At 56.8% G+C, this 18,402-nt stretch carries 17 protein-coding genes and 1 pseudogene; 13 read left to right on the top strand and 5 right to left on the bottom strand.

Annotated features, from left to right (window positions below; genetic code table 11):
* Nucleotides 1-29: 29 nt before the first annotated feature.
* From DW037_RS04315 to DW037_RS04305, 3 genes are read left to right on the top strand one after another with little or no spacing between them, the layout of a single operon-like run.
* Nucleotides 30-827, top strand: coding sequence for a hypothetical protein (locus tag DW037_RS04315; protein ID WP_147326479.1), 798 nt, complete (start codon nucleotides 30-32; stop codon nucleotides 825-827).
* A complete protein-coding gene (locus DW037_RS04310) occupies nucleotides 824-1,468 on the top strand; it encodes an ATP-binding cassette domain-containing protein (protein ID WP_089573263.1) in 645 nt (214 codons plus the stop codon). Before DW037_RS04315 ends, DW037_RS04310 begins: the two co-directional genes overlap by 4 nt.
* Nucleotides 1,469-1,473: 5 nt before the next feature.
* Nucleotides 1,474-2,133: a DUF5028 domain-containing protein gene (locus tag DW037_RS04305; RefSeq protein ID WP_117773741.1), complete on the top strand. Its 660-nt coding sequence runs from the start codon at nucleotides 1,474-1,476 to the stop codon at nucleotides 2,131-2,133.
* Between the two features lie 105 nt (nucleotides 2,134-2,238).
* Here the strand turns inward: DW037_RS04305 and DW037_RS04300 are convergent, their stop codons facing one another.
* A complete protein-coding gene (locus DW037_RS04300; RefSeq protein ID WP_117776365.1) occupies nucleotides 2,239-2,955 on the bottom strand; it encodes a hypothetical protein in 717 nt (238 codons plus the stop codon).
* Nucleotides 2,956-3,071: 116 nt separating this feature from the next.
* On the opposite strand from DW037_RS04300, the gene dnaX reads away from it, so the two are divergent.
* A complete protein-coding gene (gene dnaX / locus DW037_RS04295) occupies nucleotides 3,072-5,552 on the top strand; it encodes a DNA polymerase III subunit gamma/tau (protein ID WP_158551940.1) in 2,481 nt (826 codons plus the stop codon).
* Between the two features lie 21 nt (nucleotides 5,553-5,573).
* Here the strand turns inward: dnaX and DW037_RS04290 are convergent, their stop codons facing one another.
* Entirely contained in the window at nucleotides 5,574-6,047 is a 474-nt protein-coding gene (locus tag DW037_RS04290) for a hypothetical protein (protein WP_117648547.1), read from the bottom strand.
* A gap of 349 nt (nucleotides 6,048-6,396) precedes the next feature.
* Here DW037_RS04290 and DW037_RS04285 point away from each other — a divergent pair, with 349 nt between their 5' ends.
* From DW037_RS04285 to DW037_RS10840, 8 genes and pseudogenes are all read left to right on the top strand, one after another.
* On the top strand, nucleotides 6,397-6,717 hold the full coding sequence (locus DW037_RS04285) for a YbaB/EbfC family nucleoid-associated protein (protein ID WP_006235174.1): 321 nt from the start codon (nucleotides 6,397-6,399) through the stop codon (nucleotides 6,715-6,717).
* Between the two features lie 13 nt (nucleotides 6,718-6,730).
* Nucleotides 6,731-7,327: a recombination mediator RecR gene (recR, locus tag DW037_RS04280; RefSeq protein ID WP_099432550.1), complete on the top strand. Its 597-nt coding sequence runs from the start codon at nucleotides 6,731-6,733 to the stop codon at nucleotides 7,325-7,327.
* Nucleotides 7,328-7,572: 245 nt separating this feature from the next.
* Complete coding sequence (locus DW037_RS04275; protein ID WP_118270929.1) at nucleotides 7,573-8,478, top strand: hypothetical protein; 906 nt, start codon at nucleotides 7,573-7,575, stop codon at nucleotides 8,476-8,478.
* On the top strand, nucleotides 8,475-10,319 hold the full coding sequence (locus DW037_RS04270; protein ID WP_118372884.1) for a hypothetical protein: 1,845 nt from the start codon (nucleotides 8,475-8,477) through the stop codon (nucleotides 10,317-10,319). Before DW037_RS04275 ends, DW037_RS04270 begins: the two co-directional genes overlap by 4 nt.
* A 3-nt stretch (nucleotides 10,320-10,322) precedes the next feature.
* On the top strand, nucleotides 10,323-11,261 hold the full coding sequence (locus DW037_RS04265) for an FHA domain-containing protein (protein WP_118372883.1): 939 nt from the start codon (nucleotides 10,323-10,325) through the stop codon (nucleotides 11,259-11,261).
* Nucleotides 11,262-11,588: 327 nt separating this feature from the next.
* Nucleotides 11,589-11,855: pseudogene (locus tag DW037_RS10880) on the top strand (methyltransferase); the annotation flags it as partial.
* 695 nt (nucleotides 11,856-12,550) lie between these two features.
* The gene (locus tag DW037_RS04255) at nucleotides 12,551-14,182 is read left to right on the top strand and encodes an ABC transporter ATP-binding protein (RefSeq protein ID WP_055310069.1); all 1,632 of its coding nucleotides are present in this window, start codon (nucleotides 12,551-12,553) and stop codon (nucleotides 14,180-14,182) included.
* Between the two features lie 368 nt (nucleotides 14,183-14,550).
* A complete protein-coding gene (locus tag DW037_RS10840; protein WP_255413194.1) occupies nucleotides 14,551-14,676 on the top strand; it encodes a hypothetical protein in 126 nt (41 codons plus the stop codon).
* Nucleotides 14,677-15,066: 390 nt separating this feature from the next.
* On the opposite strand, the gene DW037_RS10495 is transcribed toward DW037_RS10840, so the two are convergent.
* The 3 genes from DW037_RS10495 to DW037_RS04250 all read right to left on the bottom strand — a co-directional run bounded on the left by DW037_RS10495 (nucleotide 15,067) and on the right by DW037_RS04250 (nucleotide 17,008).
* The gene (locus DW037_RS10495) at nucleotides 15,067-15,246 is read right to left on the bottom strand and encodes a hypothetical protein (protein ID WP_128620790.1); all 180 of its coding nucleotides are present in this window, start codon (nucleotides 15,244-15,246) and stop codon (nucleotides 15,067-15,069) included.
* A gap of 30 nt (nucleotides 15,247-15,276) precedes the next feature.
* Nucleotides 15,277-15,480, bottom strand: coding sequence for a hypothetical protein (locus DW037_RS10490; RefSeq protein ID WP_124785779.1), 204 nt, complete (start codon nucleotides 15,478-15,480; stop codon nucleotides 15,277-15,279).
* A 169-nt stretch (nucleotides 15,481-15,649) separates the two neighbouring features.
* Nucleotides 15,650-17,008 (bottom strand): radical SAM/SPASM domain-containing protein, encoded by a 1,359-nt coding sequence (locus DW037_RS04250; protein ID WP_118372882.1) that lies wholly within the window; start codon nucleotides 17,006-17,008, stop codon nucleotides 15,650-15,652.
* 443 nt (nucleotides 17,009-17,451) lie between these two features.
* Between DW037_RS04250 and DW037_RS04245 the strand changes: the two genes are divergently transcribed.
* Complete coding sequence (locus tag DW037_RS04245) at nucleotides 17,452-17,931, top strand: FHA domain-containing protein (RefSeq protein WP_187361855.1); 480 nt, start codon at nucleotides 17,452-17,454, stop codon at nucleotides 17,929-17,931.
* The last annotated feature ends 471 nt before the right edge of the window (nucleotides 17,932-18,402 follow it).

Here is an 18,402-nt window from a genome sequence, read left to right as displayed (position 1 = left end):
GGCTGGTCGCCGCGGACCTGAGGACCGTTTTGAAGAAGAACATCATCACTTTTATTGCAATTGCGGCAGTGACCGTTGCGAACTTGGTGTACGCCTACGGATTGTCTTCTGTGTATGGGGTTAGAACGGATACCTTGGGGTTTGCGGATAATCTTGCGCTCGTGTTTGCCGGATCTGCTCCGTTTGAGCCTAGGCCCGGGGTCATGTTTGTGCCTCCGCTAGGATGGCTATTTCTCATTCTGCTTATTCTCTATACAACACTCGACTATCCGACCGAATCGTTGCACGGGTTTGGTTTGCAAGCGCTTGTTCGATGCCGGGCAAGAACCCTTTGGTGGGTCTCGCGTTTTATCTTGGTGGCGGCAGTAACGGCATTTTCACTGCTCGTGGTGGTTTGCTCTGTTGTGATTTGGAGCTTGGTGGTGAGCTCCTCGTTCAGCGCGGTCATTCATGGTGAGTCGCTTCAACTGGCTAATTTGGCGCCGTGGTTTCTCAAAGCTGCCGAGGCAGATGCGCTGCCGTTTTTCATAGGTCTCTTATTTGCTTTTGAGGCGCTTGCGTTTGCGCAGGCAGCGGTTGGGTTTGTGCTTGGGTCGTCAGTCTCGTTTGTGGTTTTAATGAGCTACCTGATCTGCTCGGCATATGCACGACATTGGGCGCTATTGGGTAACGCCTTGATGCTGTTGCGCTGGGGTGGAATTGTCAAAGAGGGAATCGCGGCGGGCTCGAGTGTCTTGTCATCAATTGGGCTTATGTCGTTATGCCTATCGTTGGGTGGACTGTGGTTTCGAAGGGCCGACCTTATAGAAAAGGGGGACAAGATATGAGTGTGATCGTAAGGGGCGTATCGAAGCGCATGGGTAAAAACGATGTCCTGCGCAACGTGTCCATCGAGGTTGACCCTGGGACTGTGGTCGGGCTTCAGGGGATAAACGGTTCGGGTAAGACCATGCTCATGCGAGCGGTTTGCGGGTTGATCAAGCCTACCGAAGGCGAAATCTCTATCGATGGCCAAAGGCTTGGGGCGGACATCTCGTTCCCGCCGAGTCTGGGGATGTTGATCGAGGCGCCTTCCTTTTTGGGATATCTGTCTGGCTACGACAATCTGAAGCTCATCGCTCAGATCAAGGGCGTTGCCACCCCCGAGGACATTCGCTCTGCCCTGCGGCTCGTGGGGCTCGATGCAGACGAAAAAAAGAAGTTCCGAGCATACTCGCTTGGGATGAAGCAGCGTCTGGGGATAGCTGCGGCAATTATGGAGAAGCCGAAGCTGCTTGTTCTCGATGAGCCAACGAATGCCCTCGACGAAGCGGGCGTTGAAATGCTCAAGCGCGTTGTGGCGATGGCGGCATCAACGGGTCGTGAGGTCCTTCTGTCCAGCCATGACGGAGAGGTGCTCGAGGAACTGGCCGATCGGGTTTACTGCATGCGCGACGGTGCCGTTGTGAAAGTTCGGGAAAGGTCGTGAGCGCGATGAAGAAGACCCTGTGGACGAGAAGATCGGCGCTCGCGCTTTTTTGCTGTGCTGCTACCGGCCTTGCGGGCATGAGGGTGAGCGTCGTTAACGGGAACCGGACGGTCATTCCTGAGAAATATTACGCGGAGGGCGAATGGCTCTCGATGGATGGAGCGTTTCTGGGGTCGAAGGATGTGGTGACTGATGGGTATTCGTTTTGCATAGACGGGGCAGAGTTGCTCACGCCGCGCGAGTATCTCAAACGAGCACATGACGATTATTCAAAATATGGCACCGTGGATACGAAAACGAGACTGAAGGATGCCGACATCACGTGCGTTATCGCCGTAAAGATGCGTGTCAGAAATAGGGATAATATCGACGGTGGAATCAAAGCGTATGTTTGGCATCTGGTTCCGGAGTCTGCGCCAAACTATGATTTTGTAGTCAATACCGATCTGATAACGCAAGCCATGCCGGTCCTTGGCGGCTCTGCTGCGTTTGCCGTGGAGGTTGGGGCAGAAAACGAGTTGCTCGTCCCATTTATGATGCAGAACACCAACGACTATTTCGAAGGTTACGAGACCGTCCGTTTTGAGAAAGCATTTCCCGGGACTTACACGATGAAGATGACCGATCTGCCGGAGCGGAGGCTCTTAAGGTTTGAAGTGAAATAGCTCGAGAGCAAGGCAAAACGGGTCCATTGGCGGTACGCGTGCCCGATTCCAGGCGCCCCGGCCCGGAATCGGGCGCGGGACGAGGCGCCTTCGGTGTCGGCCGGCCTACCGCTTCTTCTTGCTCTTCTTCTGCTTGCGCTGCTTGCCCTTGGTCTCCTGGGGCTTGTCGCCCTGTTTTGCTTCGGCAGCGGCCTTTTCTGCCTTCATCTTCTTGCGTTTGGTCTCGATGCGGAGTTTTTTGTTGATGCGCGTCTTAAGGAAGGGACCGAACTGCTCGGCATCGCCGCGGACAAAGGTGTCCTTAGGGATCGTCACGCCCTGGTCGGCGAACATGGCCACAAAGATGCGCTCGCCGTCGAGCACGTGGTCGAGCTTTTCAAACGGGAAGAACTGCGACTTGCCGCTCGTGCCCCAAACCATCAGGCCGTCCTCGTTGGCGGCGACGCGGCGATAGCGGCCACCCATGGACTCGTCGGCCTCAACGGCGTCGATAAAGTCGCGGGCGAGGGTGTGGTGCAGGTTTTTGCTCCACCAGGCCAAAAAGGCGCCGAATACGATCAAGACGACGCCAAACTTGATCCAGTTGCCGCCGGCCACCAGCATGCCGATGCCGATGAGCGCGGCAATTGCCGCGGCGACATACAGCGAGCCGCGACGCCTGGGCGAGGCGACCAGGCGGGCGAAGTCGGTGACGAGGTCGTTTTCGTATTGGTACTCGTTGAGGTACAGGATGCCGTCGTCGGCTGCGGCCTGCTCCTCGAGCGCGACCTCGACCTGGTCGGCTGCTTCGGAGGGAACGAGGTTGCTCTCTGCGTCTGCCATGCTCTTTGGACTCCTATCGCGGCGGGCTCGCCGTACGGGTTATTATGGAATGCAGTATGCCGTGCGACCGCATGGCCGCCGCGGCAACAAGACTCAGTATACCCGGGGGAGCACCCATGGAATCGTTGTACCGAAAGTATCGCCCGCTCACCTTTGACTCCGTGGTGGGCCAGCAGCATATCGTCTCGACGCTCGAGCACGCCATCACCGAGGGGCGCCTGTCCCACGCCTACCTGTTCTGCGGACCGCGCGGCACGGGCAAGACCACCATGGCGCGCATTCTGGCCAAGGCGCTGCTGTGCCGCAATGCCGAGGCGGCGCGCGCCGAGGGTGCAAGCGGCTGCATGCCCGACGGTACTTGCGAGGAGTGCGAGCTCATTGCCGAGGGTAACCACCCCGATGTCTACGAGCTCGATGCCGCCTCCCGCACGGGCGTGGACAATGTGCGCGAGGAAATCATCAACTCCGTCAACTTTGCCCCGGTGCGCGGCAAGTACAAGATCTATATCATCGACGAGGTCCACATGCTCACGACGGCGGCGTTCAACGCGCTGCTCAAGACGCTCGAGGAGCCGCCGGCACACGTGATCTTTGTGCTGTGCACCACCGACCCGCAAAAGATTCTGGAGACCATCCTCTCGCGCTGCCAGCGTTTCGATTTCCATCGCATCGGCAACGAGGATATCGAGCGTCGCCTGGCATACGTGTGCGAGCAGGAGGGCTTCGATTACGACGATGAGGCGCTGGCTATCGTGGCGCGCCATGCCAAGGGCGGTATGCGCGACGCGTTGTCCACGCTGGAGCAGCTGAGCGTCTTTGGCAACGGTTCTGTGCATGCGGACGACGCCCGCTCGCTTTTAGGCGAGGTTTCGGACCAGATTCTGGGCGAGTTTTCCCGCGCCATTGCCGATCGCGATGTTGCCGAGCTCTATGGACTGATCCGTGCGCAGGTCGAGGAAGGAAACGACCTGCTGGAGCTGACGCGCGACCTGGTGGCGCATGTGCGTGACGTGTACGTTGCCTGCGTTGCCGGTGCCCGTGCCGAGCTGTTTGAGGGCGGCTCCGAGCAGGCCGAGGCGCTTGCTGCCGAGGCCGCTGCCTTTGGCGAGCATCCTGCCGACCGCCTGGCCCGTGTGCTGACGGTGCTCGACGATGCCGCACTGGAGATGAGGGGCGCGAGCGACGTGCGCCTGGTGCTCGAGATCGCCTGCACGCGCCTGGCACGTCCCGAGGCCGATTTAACGATTGAGGCATTGGCCGAGCGCGTGGCCCGCTTGGAGGCCATGGTTGCCAACGGCGCCGTGCCGGCGAGCGTGGCTGCTGCTCAGGCCGCCGCGCCTGCAGCATCCGTACCCGCTGCTGCCCAACAGCCGACGCTAATTTCGGGCGCTCGTGCTGCCGCTCCGGCGGCATCCGCTGCCCCCGCTGCTACGTCCGCGCGCCAGGGCGGTATGCCTTGGGACCGTGGTGCTGCTGTTCCGGCTGCCCAGCCTGCGTCCCGTTCTGCGTCCGTGTCAGCTTCCAAGCCTGCAGCGCCTGCACCTCAGCCTGCGCCGACTCCGACGCCTCAGCCCGTTGCGGCTCCCGCGCCTGCCACCGCTCCGGCACCTAAGCCCCAGTCCAACAATGCCGCCCAGGTTGCCGCCGCCGGTACTGCCGAGACGCCCGCGGTCGAGGATGCCGGAGAGCTGCAGCGCAAATGGGCCGAGGTTGTCGAGCGTGTCAAGGCGCGTCAGGCTTCCTACGCGGGGCTTTTGCTCAATGCCCGCGCCACGGCTGACGACGGCTCCAGGCTCACGGTCTCGTTCCCCGCGGGCTCGACCTTTGCCATCAAGATGCTTGGACGCGCCGACACGCAGTCGGTGGTCCTGCCGACAGTCAGTGCGGTCTTCGGTCGTCGTACCGTCGACTATGTCCTGGATGGGGGTGGCACGCCGGCTCCTCAACATGAGGAGCATTCTCCATCTGCACGGGCTGCGGTATCTGCGGACCCGCAACCCGTGTCCTCGGCGGCCCCTGCATCCTCGAGCGCCAGCGCGACGCAGCCAAAAGCAGCACCGATAGCGGCGCCGACCCCGTCGGCGCCTAAGCCCGTCATGGCCAAACCGGCTGCTCCGACACCCGCGCCCAAGCCTGCCTCGCCCGCGCCCAAGTCGTCTGACCTGGGCAAAGCCCCCTGGCTGCGCTCCGACAACCCCGCCGGCGCTCCTGCCACGGGCAAGCTCCCGACCGAGCCCGCGCCCCGAGCGCCCGAGCGCGCGTCCGCTCCCAAGGCTCAGCCCGCCGCGCCGTCTGCGCCATGGGAATCCGAGCAGGTTCCCTACGACGATGCCATGGTTGGCGGTTTTGTTGCCGATGCTGGTGGGGACGATCTGCCTCCGTTCGACGTGCCGGGTGCGGCGTCCGCGCCCAAGTCCGCTGCAACTGCCCCCAAAGAGGAGGACGCTCCTGCAGCTCCCTGGGAGTCCAACTCCGGTGCGGGCGGCCCCTTCGGCCATCAGGGTGCAGCCCCGAGCATCCCGCAGACCGAGGACGAGGCCAAAGCCCTCATCCGCAGCGTCTTCGGCCAGTCCACCATCTTCAAGCCGGTGGAGTAGCTGCGCAGGCGGGTATACTGCTCAAGAAGAGAACCCCTTGCCCGGGCGCATCTGTATTTCGGACATGTGCAACGTGGTGCCGCGTATATCGCATTCGAGCAGACAGGCGCGTGACGGTCGGCCTAGGATGCTGAGGTCGATACGATACGTCGCATGGCTGTCCGTGTACTCGACTTGCTCGGCGTTGACGGTTGCTCCGATTGTAAATAAAGAGCCCAGTTCGGCATCGACAATCTTGGAGTCCTTTATCTTGACCTTGAACTCTTGGTAGAGGGACGGGCTGTTGTAGTAAATGGTTCGGGTTCCGTCGGTGCATTCATCGGTCGTCTCCCATTTGACGACGGGCTGGTCCGAGCTGGCTATCAGCAGTTCTGCTCCAAAAGCTATGGCATGGGTGATGATAACCAGTAATACCCAGACGACAAAGAGATAGAGAACCACATATGCAACGGGGTGTTTTGAGCGGATGTTTTGGAGTACGGCTGGGACATTCACGAGGGCACCTCCAAATCGTCATCTATGACAATCAAATTATACCCAGCCGCCATGCGTGCCGCCTCGAGCAGCGGCTCGGCATTTTGCCATGTAGCCTTGTAGCCCTACGCATAAACTGCCTGGTTCCAGCTCTGCTAGATGTAGCTTGAGATAATTATGCAACCTTGCATAATTCGACCTTGCATAATCTTGGGCGTGCGTCACGCTCAAGGACATGTATATCGACTGAGGTAGCGTGTCCGCCCCGCTTGCTTGCCCCGCGCCGTGGTACGATTTTTGAGTTTGAAAGTCCCGTCGCGCTCCGGCTGCCCTTGCAGCTTGTCGCGCGGCCGCACGTAAAGGAGCCATCATGGCCGGTATGAACATGCAGCAAATGATGAAGCAGGCTCGCAAGATGCAGGAGCAGCTTGCCGCCGCGCAGGAAAACCTTAAGTCCCAGACCGTCGACGCCTCTGCCGGCGGCGGCATGGTCAAGGTGACCGTTAACGGCGAGATGGAGCTCGTCAACCTCACCATCGACCCCGATGCCCTCGATCCCGAGGACGTCGATATGCTGCAGGACATGATCATGGCTGCCGTCAACGAGGCCGTCCGCGGTGTCAACGAGCTCGCCAACAAGCAGATGGGCGCCATCACCGGCGGCCTCAACATCCCGGGCATGCCGTTCTAAGACACGCATATATATGAGTGCCAACCATAGTCTGCAAAAATTGCTCGATGAGCTGGGCCGTCTGCCGGGCATTGGTCCCAAGTCGGCCCAGCGCATCGCCTATTACCTGCTCGAGGCCGATGCCGAGGAGGCGCGCCGCCTGGCCGAGGCTATCCTGGAGGTTAAGCAGGAGGTTCACTTTTGCAGCCGCTGCTTTAACTACGCCACGGCCGACGAGTGCTCCATCTGCCAGGATTCGATGCGCGATACCACTCGCATTTGCGTGGTGGGCGAGCCGCGCGATGTCCAGGCGATTGAGCGCACGGGCAGCTATCACGGTCTCTACCACGTATTGGGCGGCGTGATCAGTCCCATGGACAAGATTGGCCCCGAGCAGCTGCACATTCGTGAGCTGTTGGCGCGCTTGGGGCACGAGGATATCCACGAGGTCATTATCGCCACCAACCCCAATATCGAGGGCGAGACCACGGCGAGCTACCTGGCGCGTACCATTAAGCCGCTGGGCGTTGAGGTGTCGCGTCTGGCGAGCGGCCTGCCCGTGGGCGGCGACCTGGAGTATGCCGACGAGCTTACGCTTGGCCGCGCCATCGAGGCCCGTCGCGCGATTTAGGTGGCGAGCCTGCTCCTGCCGTATGTTTTCCTCGCGACGCACGGGGTAGCCATAATTTCCCCGTGCGACTGTAAGTTTGTTGTGCAACAAAGATGCTTTGTATCCGCTTATCGCATGGATGCTTCCACTCGCATCCTTAATTTGCCCATTCGTTGCGCAACCTTTTGGATTCGCTGATACACTCAAATATGGATTCGAATGAATGCGCCGCTCCCGAGCGGCGTGTTTTTGTTGGAGGAGAACGCATGCGGCCCGGTGGCACTCAGACAAAGCGCGGCGCCGCGGTGCGCATGCGACGCCGACTGGGCTTGGCGCCGCGGGCGTACGCACTGCTGTCTTGCTCGCTGGTGCTGGTCATAGCTGGCGTTTCTGCCTATGGCATGACCGTGCCGTCCATGATGCAGGCACATGCCGCACGCGAACCGCGCGTGGGGCATGAGGTCAAAAGTGATCTGGGCACCACGACTGGATATGCTTGGGCAAGTGTGGTCGCGCATATTGTGTTTGGCGCCGACGACGCGGACGGCGCCGAGGCCCCGGACAACGAAGTCACGCTTGCCAATGGCAAAACCATCGTGCTCACCAACACCAAGATCATCGATCGATTGTCCAACAATAGCGTGGCGGCAACGGTGAATAAGGTCGAGCGGCAGAAGGAGCAGGACGCCCAGCAGTCCGGAAAGCCCGGTAGCTCGGATACTTCTGGCTCCGGCTCGGATTCGTCGAGTTCGGGCGGCGGCTCTGGGTCGGGTTCCTCTGCCGGAGGGTCTGGAAACGGCGGCTCGACGGGCGGCAACGCTGACAACGATGCAAACTCCGGTGGCCTTTCCGCTGCTGAGGAAGAGAGCATTCACAGTTGGCTTGTGACCAAGTACAACATGCTCGACGGCTATGTTTCTCGTGCCAATGACGTGGTCTCGACCTATAACTCTACGGGAGATCCCAGGCCGTGCGACAGCCTGGTCGGGGAGATGTTTGTCATTCGAGCCGAGTTTGGTCGTCAGACATTCTCGCCCCGGTCAAAGTGGTATCAGCAGTATGCCAATCTGTGGGGCTGTTACACCAACCTATGTCAATGGGTCGGCCATTACGGCGATGATGACGTCGCGCTCGGTAACTTCAACAATAACGTGGCGGCGCTTGCCCTATGATGACCGATCTTGCATCCACCACACCACAATCGCTCGGTCGCGATCCCATGGTCGGCCTGCGCCTGGCGCGTGTCGACGGGTTTGAGCCGGCCATTGCGCTCGGTCAGGACGAACTGCCTGCCTATCTGCGTCGTTTTACGATACTGTTTGCCGACGATGCCACCATGCGCCGTGGCGGTATCGGCCGCGTGACGCGTGCCGTCAACGCCCAAGGCGAGGCCGTAGCACTCAAACAGCTCATCTTGCCGACGCGCGATGAGTTTGACGACGATGCCGCCCATGAGGCGCTGGTCGCCAAGTTCAAAGCGGCATTTCGCGAGGAATATGAATGCCATCGCGCCCTTTCGGGCCTTAAGGGCTTTCCCCGCCTCTATGGCTGGGGCGAGGTCGACGGTGTGCCTGCAATTGTCATGGAATGGGTCGAGGGCGAGACGCTTGCCCGCTTGCGCTCGCGCTTTGCCGTGGACGATGCCGGCCGCCTATCGCCGCTTGTGGCGGCGCGCTTGGGGCGCGACCTGTTCGACCTGCTCTGCCGCATGAGCCTGGTGGGGGAGGGCTTTGTCCATCGCGATATCTCGCCCGCTAATATTATGGTGCGTACGGCGCGTCTACCGCTTGACCGGCAGCTTGCCGAGGGCACCTTTGACCTGTGCCTGATCGACTTTGGCTCGTCGCTGGCGCTCGAGCCTGCGTCGGCCGTGGCCGGTACCGGCGGCAAGGCGTCGTTTACGGAGCGCTATGCCACGCTGCGTCGCGCGACGGTTGCCTATGCCCCGCCCGAGATGCTCACCGACGATATTCCCGACCTGCGCGCTTTGCGTATGTCGCCGGCGATCGACGTCTATGCCGCAGCAAGCACGGTTTACGAGCTCATTGCCGGCGCCGCGCCATACGAAGCCGCGCCGAGCACTTCGGGCACCTCGGGTTCGCGCAAAAAGACGCGCGACATCGCCAGCCCCTACCGTCTCAAGATGGACACGCTGCCCGACTATCCCATTGGTGCCCATGCGCCCGGTTGCGATTTGACTCAGCTGCTTCGTCGTGAGCCCGATGTGGCGCTCGCTGCGGCCGAGCAGGCCCAGCAGCTGGGGCTTGAGCCGGATTCCGAGGAGCTACGCGATGCGCTGGCGTTTGTCGATGCCCAGCTGTTCGACGTGGTGATGGCCTGTCTGTCCAGCCATCAAAAAGATCGTCCCGAGCCGGCGGCGGTCGAGGCGGCGCTCTCGGCGTTTTGTGACCACTATGCGCAAAATGTCGGTCGTTCGCTCCGCGGCGAGCCGCTCACGCCGTGCCCCATGGATGCGTCTGGCCGCGCGGTTCGTCGCGCGCTGATGGTCGGCGCGACGGTCGTCTGTGGCGTGGTTTGGGCTGTGGTCGTGGTTTCGGCCGCGCTGCTGGCGTCGGGCGCTCGCGTGACGGCGACTTTGGGATCGCTCGTGTGGTCTGGGCCGCTACCGGGTATTATTGCCGCACTGGCGTTGGCGCTGCCAGGCATAGCCGGCGTTGTCGCGGGGGCACTTGCGCGCAATCGGCGCTCGGGCTTCCTGCAGGGTGTGCTTGCGCTTTCTGCCTGCGAGGTTCCGGTGCTGGTTGTGGCTGCATGTAGCGTATTTTCCCAACGCGCCGTGATGGGCGGCCTTGTTGCCGCTCTGGTTGCAACCTATACGCTTACGTGGTTTTTGCTTGCGATGGGCTTTGCCTTTGAACTTTCCGTTTCGGCACCGCGACGCACAAAAGCCCAGATGGCGACTCCGCTTGCCGGTGGAGCCGCGGCTGCCCGTACTTTTGGCGGACCTGTCGAAGTATCGTCCGGTTCTATTTCTACGACCAAGGAGGCCTAGGTCATGGCATCTCAAGTTGAGCTCACCCCATGCGGGGCCATGTTTGACATCTTTAAGCGCGCGGCGCATCTGAGCCATATCGAGCTGTGCGGCTTGGTGCTTTCGTCCCGTCCGCTCGCAGACGGTCGCAGCCCGCAGAGCCGGGCCGCCGATCGCTCTTGGGTTTCCCGCTTTATCGTTCGCGCGCCGGTCGGCACGCTTCAGCAGCGCTACTTTGCCGAATACGGTACCTCGGCTGCGCGTATTATGTCGCAACTGGCCCTGCGCCAGCGCAATCCCATGGACTCCACGGCTGTGATCAATATGGTGTGCGGCCCTGCAGGTGAACCGATGGTACGCGCGCTCGAAGAGTGTCACCAGGACACAAATCTCTATCGCAACGCGCTCGATCGCCTGTCCCAGGCGGCGGAGCTCATGCCCGCCGAGCGCGCCGAGGCCGTGCTGGTGCTGTTTGTCGCCGTCGGTTGTTCGGCGGATGTGCGGTCCTCGGTGAACTATGCCATCGACTACGCGAACGCGACCTGTGGCGGAGGCACATCCACGCCGCGTTCGCTTGGCATGTCGATGACCGCGGGCGAACGCGAACCCGCCCCGGCGCACCCCTTGGGCTTGCTGCGTATACAAAACAGTTTTGTCGTGAGCGCCCCGCGCTGGATTCAGCCGAGTGAGCAGGGTGTTGAGATTGGCGCGCTGGCCACTGGTGAGGGCGATATTACCGACGTCGGCGACGATGTCTCGGCCCGCCATGCCCATATCTGGTGCGATGCTCAAAATATCTGGCACGTCGAGGACTTGTCGTCCACCAACGGAACCGTGGTGGTAAACGGGGCCACGCGCGTCTGCATTCAGGTCGAGCCCGGTCGTTCCGCCCAACTCAATCCCGGCGACGAGCTCAAGCTCGGCGAATCCACTACCTACGCCGTCCTCTTCGGTGCCCTCTAGCCGGCAGATAGGGACGTTCCTTTCCTGCCGGCACTTTGGGACACTCCTTGGCGCGCCAGAGCCAGTCGCCCGGGGATGGAGGGACCATTTTGGCCCTTGGCGGTCAGTCGGGGCGAAACTAGAAGATCTTTCCGATTCGCGGCTGTTCATGCTTGTAGAGCATCTAAAACAATAGGATGTTATTCTGGAATATGCCGGGTGCGTGAACTTGCCTGTCTTAGCCTTAATAAGGTATAGGGGAGTTTGGCTCAGGGGTTCCGTGTTGTTCTTCAGCGCAGTATTGTGGGACAGATTTGCTGAGATTGGCGCCTTACACCGCAGAGCGCACGGAAGGCTCTCGATTTGTGTTCTGGCCCCAGAATACAGGGCCTGATACTTACCAACTGTGGCATGGATGTAACATCTGTAGAAATCAACCCTTTTGTTGTCGACCTTTGTAAGAAAAACACTGCCATCAACTCTTTGGATGACGAAACTAGGGTGCTTGAGGGGAGCCTTTACTCCCCTCTGAGAGATGACTCATGTTTTTCGCTTGTCGTTGTGAATCCTCCGTTACTGCCGATTCCGGATGAGATTCCTTATCCCTTCGTTTGAGATGGAGGACAATCGGGTCTGGATAAAACACTTCGTATTCTTAAGGGTGGCGATACGCATTTAGAGAAAAACGGTAAATACTGCTAATAGGGGTGACGACGATGGTGCGGGGGCGACCCGCGATGCTCTCATCAATACGTCGGATACTTGGGAAATCAGGTCTAGATGCATGTATGATGATGCTGTGTGGCTATTCAATTAATCCGCGTTCCGAATGGGTGCAGGGTATAGCTGCGACATCGTATGCTTTTGACCCGGCGCGATACTCAGATATTTCTGAGGCGGTTGACGAAGTTTATACGCACTATGCCGCGCAAGGCGTTTCGGAAGTTTGCACATCTACGTTACGGGCTTAGGTTTCTTCAAGCGAGCAGGCCGGTTGCGTTATTTCGAGCGATTTTTCTAGTCTAGACGACAAAAGGCAAAGGATTTGATGGGTATAAAACGCGGACGTTTGTGGGCGGATGCTCAAATCTATTGTGGCAATCGGGCGGTTGAAAAAGATATTTCAACCGCCCGATTGCCAGGTTCGTCGGAGGAGATGTCCGATTCCGACTCTCTTGTAGGAAGAGCTTGAGATCGTATTGGCCCAAGGCAATCTTAAAGCAGTCTCATTGGCAAATCTTCGCTCCTGTTGTGTTGAGGTGTAAGGTATCAGTGATTGATGTTTTGTGGCGGGTAGATTGGGGCCTTCCTTGATTCGATGCGTTCTCTCGAGGTTCATCAGAGCAAAAGGGGCTTTCGTCTTCATTGCTATCACGGTGATTGGAACCGCTCTCTCCTATGCCATGCCATACGTGAACGGGAAATTCTTAGATTTTCTTCTCGGTAACCGCAGCGAAAGAGACGCCGTACTCTTCGCGCTCCTGGTTGCGTCAATAGGAGTTTTCTCCACCCTCTTTACTTATTTTGCAGGAACACTTTCCATTCGCATAACCACGAGACTTTCCTTTGATCTTCTCAGGGAGGCCGTCTTGCGTTTTGAAAGAGACGATTACTTGGTGAGTCGGACCATCGATCCAGCCTATACAACGCAACGGATTATTTCCGACTCCAGCGTGGTCTCATCCTTCGTTTTGGCGAATTTTATCAGTGCGCCGCTGTCCATTGTAGCCATTCCCATCGTATTGCTTATCATATGGTCAATTGATTCAACTCTCGCGGTGTTTTCCATCATTCTCCTCATCGTGTATTTCTGTGTAATTACTGGGTTGAGGAAACTTTTGTATAGGGTCACGTATGAGAAGAAAGAGGCGGACAGCGCCTTTTACGCCGCAATTGCATCGCAGCTTAATCAGATTCTCAACATTCAACTGACATCTTCGTACGGCAAGAGCGAACAAGCGCTCGACGCTGGGTTTAAGAGCTATTTTCCCAAAGTTTTGCGCTCCGGAAAGCTATCATATTCTCTGACATCGCTCGATGGTCTTTTCGCAGCGTTGTTTCAAGCGGTGATACTTGTTGTTTCCGGAGTACGAATCATTAACGGAACTATGTCAATAGGCGAGTACACTATCATCGGTACATACTTCGCGGTTCTCTTTAAGACTTTGAAAAGTATGATGTCATTGTTCAAATCCTATCAAGATGCCAAAGCATCATGGGATAGGACGGCTATCGCGACGAGAGAAAAGGAGAGATCGGGGTGGAATCGGACCGATTTAGCTAAACTCGATGAAATAAATGACATTTCGGTATCTGATTTGGAATTCTCGGTTGCCCTTCCAGACGGATCTGTCCGAGAGGTCCTCGGCGGGTTTTCTTTCAAGTTTTCCGGTCCTGGTACATATTGCATAGTTGGGGAAAACGGAAGAGGCAAGACGTCACTTCTTTACTTGATGCTCGGGCTATACTCATCGAAAGGCAAAGTAAAATACAACGGCGTGCCAATCGAAGAATGCGACTTGGATTACATACGTGCGAGAGAGATATCGTGCTGCCCACAGTCGTGCTTCGCGCCGGACGAAACGGTGAAAGAGCTGTTAGAGTATTTCGACACGCCCTTTTCTTCCTATCACCGGGGTGTAGATGGCCTACTTTCGCTGGAAAACAGCGTGAAGGAGTTGCTCGGGAAACGTTGCTCCGCGCTTTCGGGCGGTGAGCTGCGCCGAGTGTACTTATGGTCGGCGATTTCACGCAAGTCGTCAGTTTTGGTACTCGACGAGCCCACGACTGGGTTAGACGCTGTAAGCCGCGCCGAGCTTGCGGCCTATGTTAAGCGCAACAAGCAAAGCCAGCTGATCATCATTGTCTCTCACGATGACGAGATGGTCGGCGCGGTAGAAGGGGTAGTGGATTTAGGCAGCATGTACCGGGGTAAATGCTGACAAGTGTAGTGCTACCCAACTGACAGAGATAACAAAAAAGCGATGCAGATGCACGTAGCATTCAGTCGGTTCGGACTCGGTGCCTTCACGCCATCGCAACGCTTTCAGATATAGTTCTCATTCTCTTACTAAAGGAAACTTTAGTCTACGTTGTCTTGTCGAGACAGAGGTGAAGCGAAGTGTTGTCGCGACGTATCTTATTCCAGGTGGCTCAGTATCATCGTGAGAATCACACCAAAGTGTACTTACAATTCTCGTGTCCCACGGACAACATGAGCTGAGCATTGAGGTTCCACCCTTTGCTGCAACTACACGGGGTTGGACGGCAATGAATATGCCGGGCCGCATGCCACGCGCAGCGGGGGTCCATGCCCCAGTATGTTGCCTACAGCAGCCTCGATGTCCACGCACACATCATCTCTGCCTTCGTGTTCAATCCGTTTGCCGGAGAGTGCGAGGGTTACAAGGCCGTAGAATACGAGCCGAACAAATGAAATGCGGTATCGACGCATAGGATTAAACTGACGATTGCTTTGCACCGAAAATACGCCCGGAAAGCCGCTATGGGTGGCGGCCCGGGTTAAATTGAGAGGCCCGTCCGATCACTTTCATGTGACGAACGGTCGGGCTTCTTATTCCACTTGCCAATGCTCGGCTCATATTGGAAGAAAGCTACGCTAATGTTTGCGTGATACTCCTATTTTTTCCGAAGAAAGAATCGGATAATGAAGAATAACAATAAAAAAGGTGCCAGATATAAAGCAAGTACAAAGGTTAATCCAACGAGACCTTGCAATAATGGCATAACTCCTCCCAGACACGAGATTTTGGTATTTGTCCCCATCTTATTTTGAATTGGACCAAATAGTTCCTAGACACAAAAACTACTCGTCAACTGGATCGCACCAATCTGCTGGCAAAACACAGCTTGATTCTTTATCGACATAGCACCAATCCGCAACAGGGCACTCGGCGATGTCGTAAAAATTGCATATATCAACTCCAAGACAACAAGGCTCAACGGGAGTATGTTCATTTGAACCAACAGGATGGATATGCTTCATAACAGCTCCTCACCTTAATCCAATTAGAGACTACGTTTGATCAATGCCACAGTGATCTACAACGCAGATGCTGCCGCCATCCATGTCATAGTCGCAGTAATCGTATGCACCACAGCCATCTGCTTTATCATAAACAGTACAGATGTCAGTAATGCCCAAGAGGCAGTCAAAAGACATCGGCTTCACGCCTGCCTCGTCGCCACTTCCTGGATTAATCGGATGAATATGCTTCACGACTACCTCCCTTTGAGTGCAGAAAAACCTCAATATTGTGTATAACAAACCAAGATGTCTAGTTCACCATATTTCTAGAATGGTTTCGGCGAACGTAGCAATAAGCTTCGCAGACGGTAATCAGAAGAACGAACACCTCCACAATGGTGACAGCAATGCGCTGAACCGCTTATTCCGATACAGTAGCTTCTCGTTGATTTTTCTCCTGCGAAGATGAGTGGCGGGAAATAAGGTCAAAAGCCATCTCGTAGCACATCTTTCTATATTCACATGATGCAGGGTGTAGACTCTTGGGCAAGTAGCCGTGCTCGTCTGCAGCCTCCCAGCTACAGCCCCCACCACAGAAAGACCGAGCCCAACAGTCCGTACAGTCAATTCTTTTTTCGACACCCTGACTCCAGTTTTCAATATACCTAGTTTCGTCAATTCCGGTGACGATGTTGCCCATTTTGACTCGCATCATCCCGACAAACCTGTGACAGGGGTATACGTCCCCTTCGGGAGTCACGGAAATAAAACGCCTGCCAGCCCCGCATCCGACAAAGGCGATCCTGTTGCTCATAATCAAATCAACTGCAGTTTTCAATGTTCTAAACAAGGGCTTTTCCCCTTGATCAATCTGTTTGAGATATTGATCCGCCAAATCTATTAGGCCCGCCCTGATTTTGTTTAATGAGTGTTCGTCGAGTTTGATATTCTCATCGAATGAGCTCACGGGCGAGAAGTAAATCCTTCTGAAGCCCATCTCTTTAAACTGAAGATAGTCTTCAACAAGGTTACAGTTATTATTTGTTAAGGTCGCTCTTGCGCCGAAGGGGAACGACTCGGAAAAACGACGAACGTTTTTGTCGATATCGGAGAAAGAGCCGCCTCCCGTCTTGTACGGGCGCGATGCATCGTGCTTGCATCCTGTACCATCGAGACTAATCAGAACAGAAAACCCGTGCTCCTTGAAAGAATTCACAGCAGTGTCATTCAAAAGCGTTCCGTTGGTCGTAATAGAATAGGTAAAGTTTCTATTGGGGTATATTCTTTTTGAATAGTCGACCGTTTTCCATATCAGCGGCTCGTTAATCATGGGTTCCCCACCAAAAAAGACGATCGCAAGCGTTTCGTTTTCCGATGAACTTGCGACGAGGTAGTCGACCGCCTTGAAGGCTATCTCGTCTGTCATCAGCAGAGGAGACGTTCCATAATCTCCTTTACCGGCAAAACAGTAACTACAACCAAGGTTGCATGCATGTGAAACGTGGAGTTCGATGGATCTAAGTTTTCGAGGCGTGTCTTTTGTTAAGAAAGTCCGCTCAGACAATCGTTGATACTCATCAATGTCGTCTTCAAGTTCTGCTATGGTCGTTTGGTCGTAGCCTTTCGCAGCAAGTGACTTTGTTAGCAACTTCGAGTTGACCGTTCTTCCCGATGCTTCAAATATGCGAAGCGCATCTTCTGATGCTTGGTCAACCTGAAAGCAATTGCGAGTGACCTCATCGAAGCAGTAACGACGATCACTTACTGAGAAAAAATGCATACGTTCCTCAATTTCATGCTGGACTGGCACTAACCTTGTTTATTGTTGCGCAGCTATAAAAAACCACCAGCGGGGATTCGGTGTGCGGCCCAATCGGACTCCCAAAAGGTTCTATTTGAGACTGGCAAGCTTTGTGTTGTTGGCACTTCGACAGCGCTCTTTATTCCAACATGGAGCCTTGCAGTTTGAGTCGACTTGCCTCTGGAAGGTCCGATCTTAACTTGATTTAGGATGAAAACAGATTACAGGCGCGCTCCTCTAGAAAGAAAGGAAACCAATCGCCGCCTTTCACCAGGAAAGTTTTTATAGCCCACCTCGAGCAAAATGAAAGATGCGAGAGCGATTGGGGAACAACGCGAATCTCCCCTTTTGGGTGGGAGCGAGCCTTCAGCCACCGGCGAACGACTCGCCCTGGTCAGAATCTGGAAGTGGTGCCGGGCCGCTTGGGCCTCCCCGGTGACTTCGTGGGGCTTACCTGCCTGACGTCGAGGAGTACATCCGCAAGATTCGTTCCCTATGCCGTTTGCTCTCACGCCCGCCTTGGTTCCAAGTCGGGCGAGCACGAGGTCGCGCCGGCGCATCCGCTGGGACTGCTGCGCGTGCAAAACGGCTACGCGGTGAGCGTCCCGCGCTGGATTCAGCCGAGTGAGGAAGGCGTCGAGATCGGCGCGCTGGCAACGGGGGAGGGCGGCATCACCGATGTGGGCGATGACGTTTCGGCTCGCCATGCCCACGTGTGGTGCGATGACCAAAATGTCTGGTACGTTGAGGACCTGTCGTCCACCAACGGAACCGTGGTGGTAAACGACGCGACGAACGTCTGCACCCAGGTCGAGCCCGGCCGCTCCGCCCAGCTCAACCCCGGTGACGAGCTCAAGCTCGGAGAATCCACAACCTACGCCATCCTCCTCGGCGCCCTCTGACTCATCTCCTAAATAAGTTGCGGTGAAATAGGGGCTGTTTGGGGGTGCGGCCGGCAAAAACAGTTCCTATTTCACCGCAGCTGCCATTTGGTCCCTCGGTGACGGAAGGATCAATTTTGCCCTTGATGGTCACCCAAGGTAAACCTTTACCGCCCGCCTATATTTGCCGAAATTACACTTGACGGCGGGGTACAATAAACCCGCATGCGGATTTCCGTTGCGGGCGCTTCCCATCGCCGGGGCGTGCCCGGGAGCATCCGGCATGCGGCCTTTGCGGCGCTCGGTCATGTGCAAGACGGGTAGCTGGGCTTGTGGAGCGCGTGCAGCCCTCCTCGCCTCGGCATGCCTTCTCTCCACGCCATGTACCTGCTGCTGAGCCTGCCTGCCAGATGATTGGAAGCAACAGCGAAAATCCCATCACGCCAACATCCCGGCGATCGCCGGGGCCTGTATACCTATATGAGAGGAGAG

The sequence above is a fragment of the Collinsella sp. AF39-11AT genome (genome assembly GCF_003474585.1).
Taxonomy (GTDB): Bacteria; Actinomycetota; Coriobacteriia; order Coriobacteriales; family Coriobacteriaceae; genus Collinsella.
This window is presented reverse-complemented; position numbering and strand designations above follow the sequence as displayed.

What these genes read in the sequence shown, in the direction of transcription:
- DW037_RS04310 (WP_089573263.1), top strand. Translation starts at nt 824, where the DNA reads ATGAGTGTGATCGTAAGGGGCGTATCGAAGCGCATGGGTAAAAACGAT.
- DW037_RS04305 (WP_117773741.1), top strand. Translation starts at nt 1,474, where the DNA reads ATGAAGAAGACCCTGTGGACGAGAAGATCGGCGCTCGCGCTTTTTTGC.
- DW037_RS04300 (WP_117776365.1), bottom strand. Translation starts at nt 2,955, where the DNA reads ATGGCAGACGCAGAGAGCAACCTCGTTCCCTCCGAAGCAGCCGACCAG.
- dnaX (WP_158551940.1), top strand. Translation starts at nt 3,072, where the DNA reads ATGGAATCGTTGTACCGAAAGTATCGCCCGCTCACCTTTGACTCCGTG.
- DW037_RS04285 (WP_006235174.1), top strand. Translation starts at nt 6,397, where the DNA reads ATGGCCGGTATGAACATGCAGCAAATGATGAAGCAGGCTCGCAAGATG.
- recR (WP_099432550.1), top strand. Translation starts at nt 6,731, where the DNA reads ATGAGTGCCAACCATAGTCTGCAAAAATTGCTCGATGAGCTGGGCCGT.
- DW037_RS04275 (WP_118270929.1), top strand. Translation starts at nt 7,573, where the DNA reads ATGCGGCCCGGTGGCACTCAGACAAAGCGCGGCGCCGCGGTGCGCATG.
- DW037_RS04270 (WP_118372884.1), top strand. Translation starts at nt 8,475, where the DNA reads ATGATGACCGATCTTGCATCCACCACACCACAATCGCTCGGTCGCGAT.
- DW037_RS04265 (WP_118372883.1), top strand. Translation starts at nt 10,323, where the DNA reads ATGGCATCTCAAGTTGAGCTCACCCCATGCGGGGCCATGTTTGACATC.
- DW037_RS10840 (WP_255413194.1), top strand. Translation starts at nt 14,551, where the DNA reads ATGCCCCAGTATGTTGCCTACAGCAGCCTCGATGTCCACGCACACATC.
- DW037_RS10495 (WP_128620790.1), bottom strand. Translation starts at nt 15,246, where the DNA reads ATGAAGCATATCCATCCTGTTGGTTCAAATGAACATACTCCCGTTGAG.
- DW037_RS04250 (WP_118372882.1), bottom strand. Translation starts at nt 17,008, where the DNA reads ATGCATTTTTTCTCAGTAAGTGATCGTCGTTACTGCTTCGATGAGGTC.